Raw genomic sequence first — 15,790 nt, 5'->3', positions numbered from 1 at the left:
CTGTGGAGCGTCAGCCTCCCGTGATCGGTGCGACGAACTGGCACGGCACCGGTCGCTGACGACCCGGGTCCAGCGCATTGAGCACGTACGCCGCGGCCACCGGTTCCGCGGCGATCGCCGCATGCTCACCGTAGTTCGTGCTGCACCCGTCCTGCACGACGACGTTGGTCGCGTTGGGCGCGACGAGGAACCCGCTCGTGTAGGGCACGACCAGTTCGTCGTAGCGGGTCATGATGTTGGTATAGGTCACCTGCGGCACGTAGATCCCGTCGGACTCCAGCGCCGTCATGAAGTCGGAACCCGCCACCATCTGCGTGCACGCCTCGCACAACGCCCCGATGCTGTCGTCGACGAGCGCTCCGGCGCCGGCCGCCCGCACGGCCCCGACCATCTGTGCGGCACCGAACGCGTCCGTACCGTTCCACAGCGGCGCGAGCGACACGTACTTGTCGACCTTGTCGGCTCCGCCGAGACGCTTGACGTAGTACGTCGGCATCAACGTGCCCTGCGAATGCCCGACCAGATCGACCTTCCGCGCGCCGGTCGACTGCAGGACCCGATCCACGAAATCGCTCAACTGCTGAGCACTCTGCTCGATGGGCTTCATTCCGCCGATTGCCAAAATGGGCCAGGGCAGATCTTCGAATGCGCCGTAGGTGAGGGCGAAGACGCAATACCCCTCGTTCGCGAGGAGTGGAGCGTAGGTTCCCCAATTGTCCTGTCGGTTACCGCCGGTTCCGTGAACCAACACAACTGGATTCGGGTGCCGATCGGACGGTTTACACGACCAGTCGTTCGACCCCGGCGCAGACCCGCCCGGATTGCCCAATTCCAAGGGGATTCCCGCAAGGAAGTTGTAGGACACCGGGTAGGTCTCCTGCGCCACCGCCGGCCCAGCCATACATGCCAGCGACAAAACCGAAAGCACCGCGCCCGTAATGAATCGCCTCAGCTGCACATCGCGGACCCTAGCAGTCGATCTTTACGCCCGGATCCGAATCGTCGGAAGACGTGCTCCGACCGCAATCAGTGAGCCTTGTTGTACGCCTCGGTGATTTCCGCGGAGATTCGGCCCCGAGAGGACACCGTGAAGCCATTGCGACGGGCCCATTCCCGAATCGCTGCACTCTGCTCGCGGTCCACCGATGCGCGCGTCGAGGACGCCGCAGCACCCGAGGCCGCCTTACCGCCACGACGACGATTCGTCACCTTGCGCGCATGCGAAACCCACACGTCGAGCTGCTCGCGCAGCTTTGCCGCATTATCGGAAGACAGATCGATCTCGTACAGAACCCCATCCAGTCCGAACTCGACCGTTTCATCGGCGGTGGCATCCTGATCGACGTCGTCGATGAGCGTTACAGTGACCTTCTTTGCCATGGGGTCAATTCCTTCCGAATGACGCGTCGATGCCCGGACGCGATGCGCCCCAGCCGGTAACTCGAAAGCAATGGTACCCCCGAATCACCGATTTCGAAGACTCGTCAATAGCGAATTGAAAACTCCCGGTCAGCGCGAGGGCCGGACAATTGGGAACAAGATGGTTTCCCGGATTCCCAATCCCGTGAGAGCCATGAGGAGACGATCGATTCCCATACCGGTACCGGTGGTCGGAGGCATGCCCTGCTCCATCGCGGCCAGGAACTCCTCGTCGAGGACCATGGCCTCGTCGTCACCCGCCGAGGCGAGTCGCGCCTGATCCATGAAACGCTCGCGCTGGATGATCGGATCGACCAGCTCGGAATACCCCGTCGCGAGTTCGAATCCGCGAACATAGAGATCCCACTTCTCCGTCACGCCCGGCAGGCTCCGGTGCTGACGGGTGAGCGGCGACGTCTCGACCGGGAAGTTCCGGACGAACGTGGGCTCGTACAGCTGATCGCCGCACTGGTGCTCCCACAGCTCCTCGACCAGCTTGCCGTGGCCGTATCCCTTGTCCTTCGGGACCTCCAGGCCGACCTTGGCGGCCAGCGCCAGCAGTTCCTCGACGGTGGTCTCCGGGGTGACCTCGACGCCGATCGCGGCGGACAGCGACGGATACATCTCCATCGTCTTCCACTCACCGCTGAGGTCGTACTCGGTGCCGTCGGCGAGGGTGACGACCTGTGTACCGAACGCCGCCTGCGCGACCTCCTGGATCAGCTCCCGGGTCATCTTCGCCGAGTCGTCGTACGTGCCGTAGGCCTCGTACGTCTCGAGCATCGCGAACTCCGGCGAGTGCGTCGAGTCGACGCCCTCGTTACGGAAGTTGCGGTTGATCTCGAAGACCTTCTCGATACCGCCGACGACGCAGCGCTTGAGGAACAGCTCCGGTGCGATGCGCAGGAACAGGTCGATGTCGAGCGCATTCGAGTGCGTGACGAACGGGCGGGCGGCGGCGCCACCGTGCAGGGTCTGCAGCATCGGGGTCTCGACCTCGAGGAAGCCGCGACGCTCGAGCGCGTTGCGCAGCTCGCGCACCACGGCGACGCGCTTGCGCGCCATGTCGCGGGCCTCGGGGCGGATGATCAGGTCCGCGTAGCGCTGACGCACGCGAGACTCCTCGCTCATCTCCTTGTGCGCGACCGGCATCGGGCGCAGCGACTTCGCCGCCATCTGCCATGCGTCGGCCATGACGCTGAGCTCACCGCGACGCGAGCTGATCACCTCACCGTGGACGAACACGAAGTCGCCCAGGTCGACGTCGGACTTCCACGCCGCGAGCGCGTCCTCGCCGACGTTCGCCAGGCTCAGCATCGCCTGCAGCTGGGTGCCGTCACCCTCCTGCAGCGTCGCGAAGCACAGCTTGCCGGTGTTGCGGACGAAGATGACGCGGCCGACCACGCCGACGATGTCGCCGGTGCTCGCATCCGGCTCCAGGTCGGGGTACTTGGCACGGATCTCCGCGAGCGAATGAGTGCGCGGAACCGACACCGGGTACGGCTCCTGACCCTGAGCGAGCAGACGCTCCCGCTTCTCGCGGCGGATCCGGAGCTGCTCGGGGGTGTCGTCGACTGGCTGGGCGGGTGCTTCACTCACGGGGTACAAGACTATAGGGCGGCATCAGTCGAGATGGCGCCGGTAGCACGGCGACGCTCTCGGCCACCGCACGGGATGCCGGCGCGGGGCGGAACGGACGCCCGTCCGGAGCGTCCGGACGGTTCGGTTCCCGTCCGGGCTCGCCGGACGGCACCCCGCTCCTCTGACCGAATGTCACACGCGTTCAGTCGAACTGAACCGATGTGACATTCGGCCACGGCGGCAGCGGTCAGTGCGCGGAGACCGTCGCCAGCTCGCGGACGCAGTGCGTCTGCGCGATCAGGGCGCCGAGCAGGCCGGCCGACTTGATCGCCTTGTAGCCGCCGACCAGATCGGTGACCTTGTTCAGACCCAACTGCCGCAGCGACGCCGCCGCCAGGCTCGAGGTGTAGCCCTCGGAGCACACGATCACCCACTCGACGTCGTGGTCGACGGCCAGCGCCAGGTGCGCGCTGCTGGTGGGGTCGAGCCGCCACTCGAGGACGTTGCGCTCGATCGCGAGCGCCCCGGGCAGGGTGCCTTCGAGCGCGCGCTGGGCCTGCGGGCGGATGTCCACGAAGATCGCGCCGCGGCGGACGGCCGCCGCGATCTCGAACACGTACATGCGGTCGAGCTGAGCGCGGGCGTCGTCGAGCATTTCGTCGATGGTCACTTGTGGCCCCCTTCGGGCAGATCGGTCAGCTCGGTGCGGGTACGGCGCAACGCGCTCTGCCCGGTGACCTCGTAGAAGGACATTGCGGTGAGCGGCGGCGAGTATGCGTGCACGCTCAGCGTGGGTTCGGTGCTGTCGGTGACGGGTCCGGGGGCACGCATCACGTCGTGCACCCACCCGAGCGGGAACGCCGCCTGATCGCCGGCCTCGAGCGTCCGGCGACGGAGTTCGCCGCCGGTCCAGCGGTACTCGGCGAGGGTGCCGCTCAGCACCGTCAGCGCGCCCAAAGATCCTGCGTGGTCGTGCAATTCGGTCGACCGGTCCGGGACCCAGCTGATCAGCCAGAGATCGACGTCGTCGTCGGAGTGGAGGCGGGTCGACCAGCGCTCGCCGGTCGGGAAGGACGACGGCAGCAGGTGGTCGTGGCGGCCCTCGAGGACCTCGGCGGCGGCCTGATCGGTGAGACGCAGCAGGTCAGCGGGGCGCAGCCGGGTCGGCAGCGAGCTGAAATCGGACGTGGACGTGGAAACGTCGAGAGAATACGCAGAAAGCATGAGCAGAGCTCCAGGAAAGTGAAATTGGTCGAGGCGGCGTTCAGCCTCGACAACACTCCTGGGCGCTCATGCAACGGAACATGTCGAACAGTGTGACACAACATCGGCGCGGACGGAACCCCACGCAGCCCTGCCGCCCCGGTGACGCCCGTCTCAGATCTCGGTGCGGCGCGCTCCGCGACGGGCGAGGTTGCGCTCGTACACCAGTCGCAGCCCCTCGAGCGTGAGGTCCGGTTCGTGATGCTCGACCGTCTCGCACTCCGGCATGATCAGCGGCGCGCTGTCGCCCGTCGCGATCACGGCGACGTCCGTGCCTCCGAATGCCGTGAGCTCCTGTCGAACTCGTCTGACCAATCCGTCGACCAGGCCGGCGAACCCGAACACGGCACCGGACTGCATGCATTCGACGGTGTTCTTGCCGACCACCGACCGCGGTCGCACCAGTTCGACTTTGCGGAGCGCGGCGGACTGCTGCGCCAGCGCGTCGGTGGAGATCTCCAGACCGGGAGCGATTGCGCCGCCGAGGAATTCCCCCTTCGCGGACACGACGTCGACACACGTCGAGGTGCCGAAGTCCACGACGATGCACGCACTGTCGTAGAAATGGTGCGCCGCAAGACTGTTGACGATGCGGTCGGCACCCACCTCCTTGGGGTTGTCGACCAGGAGGGGAACCCCGGTGCGCACTCCGGGCTCGACCACGACGTGCGGGACGTGATCCCAGTAGCGGCCCAGCATCACCCGGATCTCGCGCAGCACCGACGGCACCGTCGACAGCGCCGAGACGCCGGTGACCTGTTCGGCGTTCGCGCCCAGCAGTCCCCGGAACTTGAGCGCCAACTCGTCGGCGGTCAGCCGCGGGTCGGTGCGCATCCGCCAGTCCTGCACCAGCTTCGAGTGGGAACCGCTGCCGGTGAACAGTCCGAGAACGATGTTGGTGTTCCGGACGTCGACGGTGAGGAGCACCGCCCTACACCAGACTGGAGAGCATCCGGGGCGTGATCAGGCCGGAACCCTCGGGCGCGTGCGCGGGGTCCGAACCGAGCTCGACCGGCTTGTTGTCGGCGTCCACGAACACGACGCGCGGCGCGTACTCGCGGATCTCCTGCTCGTTCATCACGCCGTAGGCGATGAGGATGACGAGATCACCGGGGTTGACCAGATGCGCTGCGGCACCGTTGATTCCGATGACACCCGAGCCACGCTCACCGGTGATCACGTACGTCTCGAGGCGGGCGCCGTTGTCGATGTCGACGATCGTCACCTGCTCGCCCTCGAGCAGGTCGGCCGCCTCCATCAGATCCTGGTCGACGGTCACCGAACCCACGTAGTGCAGGTCGGCGTGGGTGACCGTGGCACGGTGGATCTTCGACTTCATCATGGTGCGCAGCATGTTCGGCCCTTCGGTTTCGGTGGGACTGGAGGTCAGTAGATGTCTGCGACGGCGGGATCGCTTGCCTGCGCGTCGCGTTCGAGGAATCCGGTACCCACCGCGACACCGACGTTGTCGATCAGTCGGGTGGTGCCGATCCGGGCCGCGACGAGGAGTCGGCCGTCGCCCCGCTCGGGGGCCACACCGAGATCCGCCGCGCGGACCTCGAGGTAGTCCACCTCGACCTCGGGCACGGCTGCGAGCACCTCACGCGCGGTCGCGAGGATCGCGTCCGCACCGCCGGCGGCGGCGTGGGCGCCGGCGACGAGCGCCGCCGACAGCGTGGTGGCCAGCTGCCGCTGCTCCGGATCGAGGTAACGGTTCCGGGACGACAGCGCCAGGCCGTCCTGCTCACGGACCGTCGGCACGCCGACGATCCGCACGTCGAAGTTGAGGTCGCGGACCATCTGCCGAATGAGCGTGAGCTGCTGGTAGTCCTTCTCACCGAAGAACGCGGCGTTGGGGGCGGCGATCTGCAGCAGCTTCGCGACGACGGTGAGCATGCCGGCGAAGTGCGTCGGCCGGCTCTGCCCCTCGAGGTCGGCGCCCAGCGGACCGGGGAGCACGGTGGTGCGCGGGCCCTCCGGGTACATCGCCGACGCGGTGGGCGCGAACACCAACTCGACTCCCTCTGCGCGCAGCAGTTCGAGGTCGGCGTCGAGCATGCGGGGGTACGCGTCGAGATCCTCGTTCGCGCCGAACTGCAGCGGGTTGACGAAGATCGACACGATCACCACCGCGCCGGTCAGCTTGGCCTGGCGCACCAGCTCGATGTGGCCGGCGTGCAGTGCACCCATCGTCGGGACGAGCGCGACCTGGCGGCCCACGCCGCGCAGCGCCTTCGACACCCGCGTCAGGATCGCGGGGTCGTGGTGCACGGTCAGTTCGCCGCGCTTGTATCCGCCCTGCAGTGCAGATGCTTCGGTCACAGTGCCCATTCCTTGCTCATCCTCGATCCTCGAGTACATCCATCAGTGCCGGCTTCGAGCCCGTGCGCTGCGCGGTTCGCAACGACAGTGCCCGGTATCCGGCGGCCAACTGCGGGTCGACGTCCCCGAGAACCTCGAGGTGCTTGGCTACCGCGGCGGCATCGCCACGCGCGACGGGCCCGGTCAGCGCCGACTGCCCGCGCCGGAGCGCATTGTCGAGCGCCGCGGACAGCAGCGGACGCAACACCCGCTCCGGCAGCCCGTTGGGATCGCCGCCGACGAGTTCCTGACCCATCAGTTCCTGGCCCTCGAGCGCCACGCGCAGCGCCTCGACCGCGTCGACGACCAGCGTGACCAGGTGGTTGCTGCCGTGTGCGAGGGCCGCGTGGTACAGCGCGCGGACGTCCTCGCGGACCCGAACCGGCTCGCCACCGATCTCCAGCACGAGCGACTGGCCGATCGCGTAGCCGATGTCGTCGGCGGCGGTGATCCCGAAGCAGGCGTCGGACAGCCGGGCGGTGTCCTCGGCGTGACCCGTGAAGGTCATCGCGGGATGGATCGCCAGCGGCACGACGCCCTGCGCGGTGAGTGGTTCGAGGATCCCGATGCCGTTGGCACCGGAGGTGTGGACGACGATCGTGCCGGGGCGCACCGCCTCGGTCGCGGCCAGACCCTTGATCAGGCCGGCGAGTTCGTCGTCGGGAACGGCGAGGATCAACAGTTCGGCGCGGGCCGCGACGTCGGGCACCGGCAGGATCTCGGTGTCCGGAAGGCGCGTCTCGGCGCGGTGGATGGATGCGTCGGAGACCGCGGCACACGCGACCACGACATGTCCGACCCGCTCGAGTGCGGCACCGATTGCTGTTCCGACCCGTCCCGCCGAGACGAGTCCAACCGTCAATCGTGCAGGCGCGGGTCCGTTAGTGATCCCGAAGGAGGTCACTTTCGTCCTCTCGTTCGTTCCAGTCCCGCTCGGCGGGTACCAGACGTCCTGCGGAGAGAATAGCGCCGCGCGAAGACGCGCCGCCACGTGCCGTCGACGTGATCTATCACTCACTCGAGCCGGGGACCGGGCCCGCGGCCCGGCCGAGCACCAGTCGGCCTACTCGGCGCGACGACGCCGGCGCGGCTCTCCGTCGCCCGAATTCGCGGACTCGAGGTTGGCCATGATCTCGGCGACCGACAGGCCGTTCGAGTGCGCGCCGCCGGAATCCTCGGCGTCCTCCGCCAGCCGGCGCGAGCGGCGCGGCGCCGGCCGCGAGTCCCCCGCCTGCGCATCCGACTCCACGACCTGATCGGGCGCGCCGACAGGCGCCTCTTGCACCACCGGAACAGGGGTTTTCGCCGGAGCCGCTTCCCTTGCGGGTGCCGGCGCCTGCACCCGAGGCGCTTCCTTCGCCGGTGCCGGCGCCTTCCCGGGGGTCGGTGCCTTCGTGGGCGCCGTCACGCGAACGGGCTCCGGCGCCTTGGCGGGTGCGGGGGTCTTCGCGCGCACGGGTTCCGGCGCCTTCGCGGGCGCCTCGGCCTCGGCGGCGTCGACTGCCTCGACGTCGATCGGCGGGATCACCGTCGTCTCCGCCGTGACGGGGTCGTCGTACGGGTTCGCGAAGCCCGGGCCCTGCGGCGCCGGCTGTCGCGACTGATCACGGGCGGACTTCTGAGCCCCGGGGACGAACAGGCCCGACGCGGCCGGCTGGTAACTGCCCGCCAACTCCTGGACCCGCGTCGACTCCGCGCGCAGTGCGACGCGGTCCTCCGGGAGGCGGCCGTCGAACAGCACCTCGAGGTTGCGGCGGAGCGCGGCAAGTTCCTCGCGCAGCGCCTTCATGGTCTCGGCCTCGGCTCCGAGTTCGCCGCGCACCCGCGCCTCGACGCCCAACTCGTACTCGCGGCGCGCGCTGATCTCGCGTTCGAGTTGCAGTTCGTACACCTTCTGCAGGTCACGAACCTTTGCCTTGTCCAGAGCCGACTCGCGGCGGTACTTCGTCATCGCGATGGCGCCCAGCGTCGCGGCCCACAGCGCGATCACCAAACCCACGCGGAGCAGTTGGACACTCTCGCTGAAGATCAGCAGCAGAGAAGCGGCAACGGCCAGCACCACGAGCCCGGCCACGATCATCTGGCTAGCACTGCGGCGGTTGCGGCGTACAGACTTAGCGCGACCCGGAACCGTCATGCAGATCAGGGTAGCGGCACTCAAGGAGGAACTCAGCGGAGCTGAACGGGGCGTTCATCCGATTTGCCCGTTTACACAGGTCAGTGGGCAGGCTGGTCCGGCGGCTCGTCCGGCGTCCGGCAACAGTGTTCGAGCCACAGCGCCGCTCCCACCAACAGAATCGCGGCGATCAATCCGATGATCGCGCCCGGGCTGTCCGAGACCGCCGCCGACAGCTCCGAGCGCTTCGGCCACAGGAAGACCAGAAAGCCCGCCCACACCCCCGCACTCGCGGCGCCGACCAGCGCCGACGCCTTCGCCAGCGCCGCGGCACGGGCGGCGGTGATCGGATGCAGCTGACGCGGACCCGGGCCGATCGCGTGGTCCCGCACCCGCGCCCGGATCACGAATGCCAACACCACCTCGATCAGCGCCACCGGGTATAACGAGGCCCCGGCGTAGGCGGGGACGGGCGGCAGCGAACCGTACGAGACGCGGACCAGCAACCAGGTGGCTACCGCGGCAACGAGTGCCAGCGACAACAAGTCCCAGATCCGCGTCGGCTTCATCACAGTTACCGTAGTTCCAGCTGCAGCGACGTCCGGCGAACTCCGGCCACTTCCTCCGCGTCGAGTCGCGCGAGCAGCGCGTCCACCCGCTCGGTGTCCCCTCCGACCGCGAGCGTCGCGTCGGGTTCCACGTCGAGCCACGGCACCAGCACGAAAGCCCGCTCGTGGGCGCGCGGATGCGGCAGCGTCAGCTCCGGGTCGTCACTGCGGATCCCGTCGCACGTCACGACGTCGACGTCCAGCGTGCGCGGCCCCCACCGCAGCTCACGCACACGGTCGGCGTCGGCCTCGAGCCGCTGCCCGCGCCGCAACCATCCCCGGCAGTCGGTGCCGGGGTCGTCGACGATCAGCGTCGCGTTCAGGAAGTCCTGCTGCTCGACACCGCCCCACGGGGCCGTCGCGTAGACGGGCGAGACCGCGACGATCCACTCGCGCAGCCCGTCGACGACGCCCTGCAGGTGCGCGAGGCTGTCCCCGATGTTGGATCCGATGGACAGCACCGCCCGGCTCACCGGGCGACCCCGACCGCGGCCCGCGAGCGCGTCGCCACGACGGCGACATCCTGGAACGTCAACGGGATCGGCGCCGACGGCTTGTGCAACACCACCTCGACCCGTCGCACCCGCCCGTCGCGCATCACGTCGTCCGCGATCTCCGCGGCCACCGTCTCGATCAGGTCCCGCGACGGACCCCCGACGATCGCGGCGGCGCGCTGCGCCAGCTCGCCGTAGTCGAACGTGTCCTTCAGATCGTCCGACGCCGCGGCCGGCGCCAGGTCCATCCACAGGGTCACGTCGACGAAGAAGTCCTGCCCGTCACGCTTCTCGTGCTCGAACACGCCGTGGTTGCCGCGAACCTTCAGTCCCCGCAACTCGATTCGATCGCCCGCGACATCACTGCCGTCACTCACTGCCACCTCCTGGCGTCTCCCCACCGCGACTCGGGCTCTGGGACCCGCGCGTCCACGCCTCCGCGACCGCGATCGCGTCGAGCGAGGCCTGGGCGTCGTGGACCCGCACACCCCACGCGCCGTGCGTCGCGGCGAGCGCCGAGATCACCGCGGTCGCCACCTCGCGGCCCGCCGGCGGCCGGACGACGCCGTCCGCGTCCGCGAGCAACGAGCCGAGGAACCGTTTGCGCGACGCCCCGATCAGCACCGGGAACCCCAGCTCGACCAGCTCCGGCAGGCGGTGCAGCAGCTGCCAGTTGTGGTCCGGTTCCTTGACGAACCCGAGCCCCGGATCCAATACCAGCGACGTGGGATCGACGCCCGCCGCCACCGCTGCGTCCACCTGGACCATCAGCTCGTCGCGCACGTCACGGACCACGTCGTCGTAGTGCGTCGATCCGCCGGCGTGCACGAACTCGCCCGCGGGACGCCAGTGCATCAGGATCCACGGCACACCCGCGTCTGCGACCACCCGGGCCATGTCGGCGTCCGCGCGGCCACCCGAGACGTCGTTGACGATGGAGACGCCCGCCTCGATCGCCGCCTGCGCCACCGACGCCCGCATCGTGTCGACGCTGACGGTGACGCCCTCCGCGGCGAGCGCCGCGATCACGGGCGCGACACGCGCCGCCTCGACCTCGGGATCGACCCGCACGGCGCCGGGGCGCGTGGACTCACCGCCGACGTCGACGATGTCGACGCCGAGTCGGTGCAGGTGCAGGCCGTGCTCGACGGCCACGTCCCGGTCCAGGAATCGACCGCCGTCCGAGAACGAATCGACGGTCACGTTGAGAACGCCCATCACGATGGGCCGGCCGGGGTTCGGTAACGCGATCACTTGCGGAGAATCAGATCCAGAGCTTCGGCACGGGACGCGGAGTTCGACTGGAACAGTCCGCGCACCGCCGACGTCGTGGTGCTCGCGCCGGGCTTGCGGATTCCGCGCATCGCCATGCACAGGTGCTCGGCCTCGATGACGACGATCGCGCCGCGCGGGTCGAGCTTGCGCACGAGCGCGTCGGCGATCTGGCTCGTCAGACGCTCCTGCACCTGGGGCCGCTTGGCGTACAGGTCGACCAGCCGCGCCAACTTCGACAGGCCGGTGACCCGACCCGTCGGCCCGGGGATGTAGCCGACGTGCGCGACACCGTGGAACGAGACCAGGTGATGCTCGCAGGTCGAGTACATCGGGATGTCACGGACGAGGACCATCTCCTGGTGCCCCTCGTCGAACGTCGTGTTCAGCACGTCGTCCGGATCGGTGTACAGGCCCGCGAACACCTCGCGGTACGCCCGCGCCACCCGACCCGGGGTGTCGAGGAGTCCCGGACGGTCGGGATCCTCGCCGACCGCGATCAGCAACTCACGAACGGCAGCCTCGGCGCGCGCCTGGTCGAACGGCCTACCCGTCATGAGCGCGACCGTCTCACTCCCCAACTGATTCACCGACAACCGACCGCACCTCCAGTATCGGGGCTGAACGCCCAGGCCCACACCAGCACGGGTGGGCCTGGGCCAAGCCTAGTTGCGAGCGAACTACTGCGAGCCGCTCGGGCCCTCCCAGACCTGAGTCGGAGAGTCACCGTCAGACCGTCCGGTCCCGTTATCGCCAGGTGGACGACCCGAACCGTTCTCGGGGCCCGTCGGTCGCTGCTGCTGCGGGGGCTCCCACTGCGGGTACGGCTGCCACCCGCTCTGCTGACCGTGCTGACCGTGCTGCCCGGTGCCGTGGTCGGTCGGCTCCCGCGGCGGCCAGCCCGGCGCGGACCATCCGGCGGGGGCGCCGTAGTCGGGTCGGGTGCCCTGCACCGGCGCCGACGGCGGCGACGGCGGACCCGCCGGGTGGGCGGGATAGCCGTATGCCGGCTCGGGGGCCGTGTGACCGTTGAGCGGCGGCGCGGTCTCGCGCTGCGCGAACGTGGGCTGCGGAGCCCGGGGCGCCGCCTGCGCGGGCTCGGTCTCCGGCGGCCACGTCTCGCCGCGCTCGATCGCGAGCTCGCGCGGCGTCTTGATCGGCGGCTTGTCGGACGGGACGCGATCCCCGAACTCGTTGAACGCGGTGATCCGCGGACGCTTCTCGACCGTCGTGAAGATCTCCTCGAGGTCCTTACGGGTCAGCGTCTCACGCTCGAGCAGCTGGCGCGCCAGCTCGTCGAGGACGTCGCGGTACTCGTTGAGGATGGCCCACGCCTCGGTGTGCGCGGCCTCGATGAGGTTGCGCACCTCCTCGTCGATCTCGCGGGCGACCTCGTGCGAGTAGTCGGAGTTCATCCCCATCGAACGACCCAGGAACGGGTCGCCCTGCTCCTGGCCGTACCGGACGGCGCCGAGCTTGGCGCTCATGCCGTACTCGGTCACCATCGCGCGGGCGATCTTGGTGGCCTGGTCGATGTCCGACGACGCACCGGTGGTGGGCTCGTGGAACACGAGTTCCTCGGCGGCACGGCCGCCCATCGCCATGACCAGTCGCGCGATCATCTCGGACCGCGTCATCAGGCCCTTGTCGTCCTCGGGAACGGTCATCGCGTGACCGCCGGTGCGGCCGCGGGCCAGGATCGTGACCTTGTAGATCGGCTCGATGTCCGGCATCGCCCAGGCCGCGAGCGTGTGACCGCCCTCGTGGTAGGCGGTGATCTTCTTCTCGTGCTCGGAGATGATCCGGCTCTTGCGGCGCGGGCCGCCGATCACGCGGTCGACGGACTCTTCCAGGGCCGCCTCGGTGATCACGGTGCCGTTCTCGCGGGCCGTGAGCAGCGCGGCCTCGTTGATGACGTTCGCCAGGTCCGCGCCCGACATGCCGACCGTGCGCTTGGCCAGCCCCTCGAGATCGGCGTTCTGGTCGAGCGGCTTGCCCTGCGAGTGGACCCGCAGGATGGCGCGCCGGCCCGCGAGGTCGGGGTTGCCGACCGGGATCTGACGGTCGAAGCGGCCCGGTCGCAGCAGCGCCGGATCGAGGATGTCGGGGCGGTTGGTCGCGGCGATCAGGATGATGCCGGTGCGGTCGCCGAAGCCGTCCATCTCGACGAGCAACTGGTTCAGGGTCTGCTCGCGCTCGTCGTGGCCGCCGCCGAGGCCCGCACCACGCTGGCGGCCGACGGCGTCGATCTCGTCGACGAAGATGATGCACGGGCTGTTCTGCTTGGCCTGTTCGAACAGGTCGCGCACGCGCGAGGCGCCGACACCGACGAACATCTCGACGAAGTCCGAACCGGAGATCGTGAAGAACGGGACGCCGGCCTCGCCCGCGACGGCGCGCGCGAGGAGCGTCTTACCGGTGCCGGGCGGGCCGTACAGCAGCACACCCTTGGGGATCTTGGCGCCCAGCGCCTGGTACCGCGCCGGGTTCTGCAGGAAGTCCTTGATCTCGTAGAGTTCCTCGACCGCCTCGTCGGCACCGGCGACGTCCGCGAAGGTCGTCCGCGGCATGTCCTTCGACAGCTGCTTCGCCTTCGACTTGGAGAAGCCCATCATTCCGCCGCGGCCGCCACCCTGCATGCGGTTCATCACGAAGAAGAAGATGCCGAGCAGCAGCACCATCGGCAGCACGAACAGCAGCAGCGACGTCAGCCAGCTCTCCTGGGTGACGCTGGTGTTGTACTCCTGCGCCCCGGAACCGGAGACCTTGTCGAAGATCTGCTCGGACGCCGCACTCGGGTACTTGGCGATGATCTCGGTCTTGCCGTCGGTGGAGTCGTTGCCACTCTTGAGCCACAGACGCACCTGCTGCTCGCGGTCGTCGATCTGCGCCTTGTCGACGTTCTTGGCGTCGAGCTGCGAGATCGCCACCGAGGTGTCGACCGACTTGAACCCGCGCGTGTCGTTGCCGAAGTACGTGAAGGCGTAGATCACCAACAGGACTCCGGCGACTATCGCCAGGTTGCGGAACACAGTCTTGCGGTTCATACAGGTTCGGCCACGGAGGCCGGTCCTTTCGGTAGTGCGGGCTACGCTCGTGCAGGTACTGAGTCACCGGTCCGGCTCGGCCGGCAGGTGGACCTTCCGGCTGTCCGGACACCTCAGATTACCGCGACGACGATGCTCGATGCCTGGTAGCAGCCAGCCACGTCGGAGAAGTCTCCGAGGAGTGGCGTCAATGGTTTCAACGCACGCCACCCCCGCTCCGGTTCCCGTTCCGGGAGGAAACCGCCCATCGAGGGACCGTTCGTGCCGCATCTCACACAGGAGCGTGGCGCGGCCAGCCCTGTCGACGCTCGAGTTCGGCGGCAACCGCGAGGACGGTCCGTTCACCGCCCGGCGGCGCGACGATCTGCACCGCGAGCGGCGTCCGGGACTCGGAATGCATACCGACCGGCACGCTCGCGGCGGGCCAGCCGAGCACGTTCCACATGGCGCTGAACGGTGCATATCGTACATTCGCGACAACGTTGGCCGCCCATGACTTCTCGCTCCACGCGAGCGCTTCGATCGGCGGCTGGGCGAGCGACGGCGTCAACACGACGTCGAACGCGGAGAAGAAGCAGAGCATCCGCTGCTCGAGCCGGTCCACCTGGGACTGCCGCACCAGACCCGCACGCTTGATCGCCCGGCCGAGAGCGACGTGCCGGCGGGTGCGCCGCTGCAGCAGCGCCGGATCGAGATCGGCGGCGTCGTCGGCGGTGCCGGCCAGCCAGCGAGCGAAGGCCGCCGTCATGTTCGGCGGATACGGCACGCGTGTCGTCTCCGTCCGGTGACCCGCCTCCGCGAGTGCCGCCGCGGTCTTGTCGAGCCCGGCCGCCCACTCGGCGTCGACCCGCAGGATCGGCGACGGCAGGCTGGCCGAGACCCCGATCCGCAGCGGCCGCGGTTCCGGGATCAGTCCGACCTCGGGGTCGTCGGCCAGCACCGACAGCATCAGTGCCGCGTCCTCGACGGTCGAGGCGATCGGTCCGTTCTCCGCCAGCCCGAACCAGGAGCTCGCACCCAACTCGGACGGCACCACCCCGCGGCCCGGCTTGATGCCGAAGACGCCGCACGCGGCCGACGGGATCCGGATCGAGCCCATGCCGTCGGCGGCCAGCGCGATCGGCACCATGCCGTCGGCGACGGCGGCGGCGGAACCGCCGGACGAACCGCCCGGGACACGATCCGGGTTCCACGGGTTCCGGGTGATCGTGCCCGGCGAGTCGACGGCGCCCCACACGCACAGTTCCGGCACCGCGGTCAGCCCGATCGGGATCGCCCCGGCCGCCCGGAGCCGCGCCACCGTCGGGTGGTCGTGCGCCGACGGGGTGGGATCGGTCGCCGCCGAGCCGTCTCGCATCGGTTCGCCCTGGACCCGGACGTTGTCCTTGATCGCGACGGGAACCCCGGCCAGGGGCAGGTCCGCGAGGTCCGGGCGCTGCGCGAGCGCCTCGGCCTCGGCGCGGGCCCGCTCCCCCCGGACCCGCACGAAGGCGTGGATCCGGGGGTCGCGTCGTTCGATCCGGCGGAGCGCATCGTCGACGGCGGCAACCGGCGACAGCACGCCGGAGCGCACCCGGGCGGCGATGGAAACGGCGGTGAACTCCACGGTCAAGGGATCTCGCACCTGCC

At 69.1% G+C, this 15,790-nt stretch carries 17 protein-coding genes; all 17 read right to left on the bottom strand.

The window, feature by feature from the left end; genetic code table 11:
• Positions 1–10: 10 nt before the first annotated feature.
• The 17 genes from EGT67_RS18505 to EGT67_RS18425 all read right to left on the bottom strand — a co-directional run bounded on the left by EGT67_RS18505 (position 11) and on the right by EGT67_RS18425 (position 15,785).
• Positions 11–952, bottom strand: coding sequence for an esterase/lipase family protein (locus EGT67_RS18505; RefSeq protein ID WP_164877611.1), 942 nt, complete (start codon positions 950–952; stop codon positions 11–13).
• A gap of 74 nt (positions 953–1,026) precedes the next feature.
• Positions 1,027–1,380, bottom strand: coding sequence for a histone-like nucleoid-structuring protein Lsr2 (locus tag EGT67_RS18500; protein ID WP_127917559.1), 354 nt, complete (start codon positions 1,378–1,380; stop codon positions 1,027–1,029).
• 129 nt (positions 1,381–1,509) lie between these two features.
• Positions 1,510–3,018: a lysine--tRNA ligase gene (gene lysS / locus EGT67_RS18495; RefSeq protein WP_127917558.1), complete on the bottom strand. Its 1,509-nt coding sequence runs from the start codon at positions 3,016–3,018 to the stop codon at positions 1,510–1,512.
• Between the two features lie 229 nt (positions 3,019–3,247).
• The gene (locus EGT67_RS18490) at positions 3,248–3,670 is read right to left on the bottom strand and encodes a rhodanese-like domain-containing protein (RefSeq protein ID WP_127917557.1); all 423 of its coding nucleotides are present in this window, start codon (positions 3,668–3,670) and stop codon (positions 3,248–3,250) included.
• A complete protein-coding gene (locus tag EGT67_RS18485; RefSeq protein ID WP_127917556.1) occupies positions 3,667–4,224 on the bottom strand; it encodes a cysteine dioxygenase in 558 nt (185 codons plus the stop codon). The genes EGT67_RS18490 and EGT67_RS18485 overlap by 4 nt, the downstream gene beginning before the upstream one ends.
• A 153-nt stretch (positions 4,225–4,377) precedes the next feature.
• Entirely contained in the window at positions 4,378–5,190 is an 813-nt protein-coding gene (locus EGT67_RS18480; protein ID WP_127917555.1) for a type III pantothenate kinase, read from the bottom strand.
• 4 nt (positions 5,191–5,194) lie between these two features.
• A complete protein-coding gene (panD, locus tag EGT67_RS18475; RefSeq protein ID WP_127917554.1) occupies positions 5,195–5,617 on the bottom strand; it encodes an aspartate 1-decarboxylase in 423 nt (140 codons plus the stop codon).
• A 32-nt stretch (positions 5,618–5,649) separates the two neighbouring features.
• The gene (panC, locus tag EGT67_RS18470; protein WP_127917553.1) at positions 5,650–6,594 is read right to left on the bottom strand and encodes a pantoate--beta-alanine ligase; all 945 of its coding nucleotides are present in this window, start codon (positions 6,592–6,594) and stop codon (positions 5,650–5,652) included.
• Positions 6,595–6,601: 7 nt separating this feature from the next.
• Positions 6,602–7,528, bottom strand: a complete 927-nt coding sequence (locus EGT67_RS18465) for a Rossmann-like and DUF2520 domain-containing protein (protein WP_127917552.1) — start codon at positions 7,526–7,528, stop codon at positions 6,602–6,604.
• Between the two features lie 159 nt (positions 7,529–7,687).
• Positions 7,688–8,761 (bottom strand): DUF6779 domain-containing protein, encoded by a 1,074-nt coding sequence (locus EGT67_RS18460; protein ID WP_127917551.1) that lies wholly within the window; start codon positions 8,759–8,761, stop codon positions 7,688–7,690.
• Positions 8,762–8,841: 80 nt separating this feature from the next.
• Positions 8,842–9,309, bottom strand: coding sequence for a DUF3180 domain-containing protein (locus EGT67_RS18455; protein WP_127917550.1), 468 nt, complete (start codon positions 9,307–9,309; stop codon positions 8,842–8,844).
• Positions 9,310–9,314: 5 nt separating this feature from the next.
• Positions 9,315–9,821, bottom strand: a complete 507-nt coding sequence (gene folK / locus EGT67_RS18450; protein WP_127917549.1) for a 2-amino-4-hydroxy-6-hydroxymethyldihydropteridine diphosphokinase — start codon at positions 9,819–9,821, stop codon at positions 9,315–9,317.
• Entirely contained in the window at positions 9,818–10,219 is a 402-nt protein-coding gene (folB, locus tag EGT67_RS18445; protein WP_127917548.1) for a dihydroneopterin aldolase, read from the bottom strand. Before folB ends, folK begins: the two co-directional genes overlap by 4 nt.
• Positions 10,212–11,060, bottom strand: coding sequence for a dihydropteroate synthase (gene folP, locus EGT67_RS18440; RefSeq protein ID WP_127917743.1), 849 nt, complete (start codon positions 11,058–11,060; stop codon positions 10,212–10,214). Before folP ends, folB begins: the two co-directional genes overlap by 8 nt.
• 32 nt (positions 11,061–11,092) lie before the next feature.
• Complete coding sequence (gene folE / locus EGT67_RS18435; protein ID WP_127917547.1) at positions 11,093–11,710, bottom strand: GTP cyclohydrolase I FolE; 618 nt, start codon at positions 11,708–11,710, stop codon at positions 11,093–11,095.
• Between the two features lie 84 nt (positions 11,711–11,794).
• Entirely contained in the window at positions 11,795–14,161 is a 2,367-nt protein-coding gene (ftsH, locus tag EGT67_RS18430) for an ATP-dependent zinc metalloprotease FtsH (RefSeq protein WP_127917546.1), read from the bottom strand.
• 271 nt (positions 14,162–14,432) lie between these two features.
• The gene (locus EGT67_RS18425; RefSeq protein WP_127917545.1) at positions 14,433–15,785 is read right to left on the bottom strand and encodes an amidase; all 1,353 of its coding nucleotides are present in this window, start codon (positions 15,783–15,785) and stop codon (positions 14,433–14,435) included.
• Positions 15,786–15,790 lie beyond the last annotated feature (5 nt).

Source organism: Prescottella agglutinans (assembly GCF_004011865.1).
Classification (GTDB): Bacteria; Actinomycetota; Actinomycetes; order Mycobacteriales; family Mycobacteriaceae; genus Prescottella; species Prescottella agglutinans.
This window is presented reverse-complemented; position numbering and strand designations above follow the sequence as displayed.

What these genes read in the sequence shown, in the direction of transcription:
- EGT67_RS18500 (WP_127917559.1), bottom strand. Translation starts at nt 1,380, where the DNA reads ATGGCAAAGAAGGTCACTGTAACGCTCATCGACGACGTCGATCAGGAT.
- EGT67_RS18485 (WP_127917556.1), bottom strand. Translation starts at nt 4,224, where the DNA reads ATGCTTTCTGCGTATTCTCTCGACGTTTCCACGTCCACGTCCGATTTC.
- panD (WP_127917554.1), bottom strand. Translation starts at nt 5,617, where the DNA reads ATGCTGCGCACCATGATGAAGTCGAAGATCCACCGTGCCACGGTCACC.
- panC (WP_127917553.1), bottom strand. Translation starts at nt 6,594, where the DNA reads ATGGGCACTGTGACCGAAGCATCTGCACTGCAGGGCGGATACAAGCGC.
- EGT67_RS18460 (WP_127917551.1), bottom strand. Translation starts at nt 8,761, where the DNA reads ATGACGGTTCCGGGTCGCGCTAAGTCTGTACGCCGCAACCGCCGCAGT.
- EGT67_RS18455 (WP_127917550.1), bottom strand. Translation starts at nt 9,309, where the DNA reads ATGAAGCCGACGCGGATCTGGGACTTGTTGTCGCTGGCACTCGTTGCC.
- folP (WP_127917743.1), bottom strand. Translation starts at nt 11,060, where the DNA reads ATGGGCGTTCTCAACGTGACCGTCGATTCGTTCTCGGACGGCGGTCGA.
- ftsH (WP_127917546.1), bottom strand. Translation starts at nt 14,161, where the DNA reads ATGAACCGCAAGACTGTGTTCCGCAACCTGGCGATAGTCGCCGGAGTC.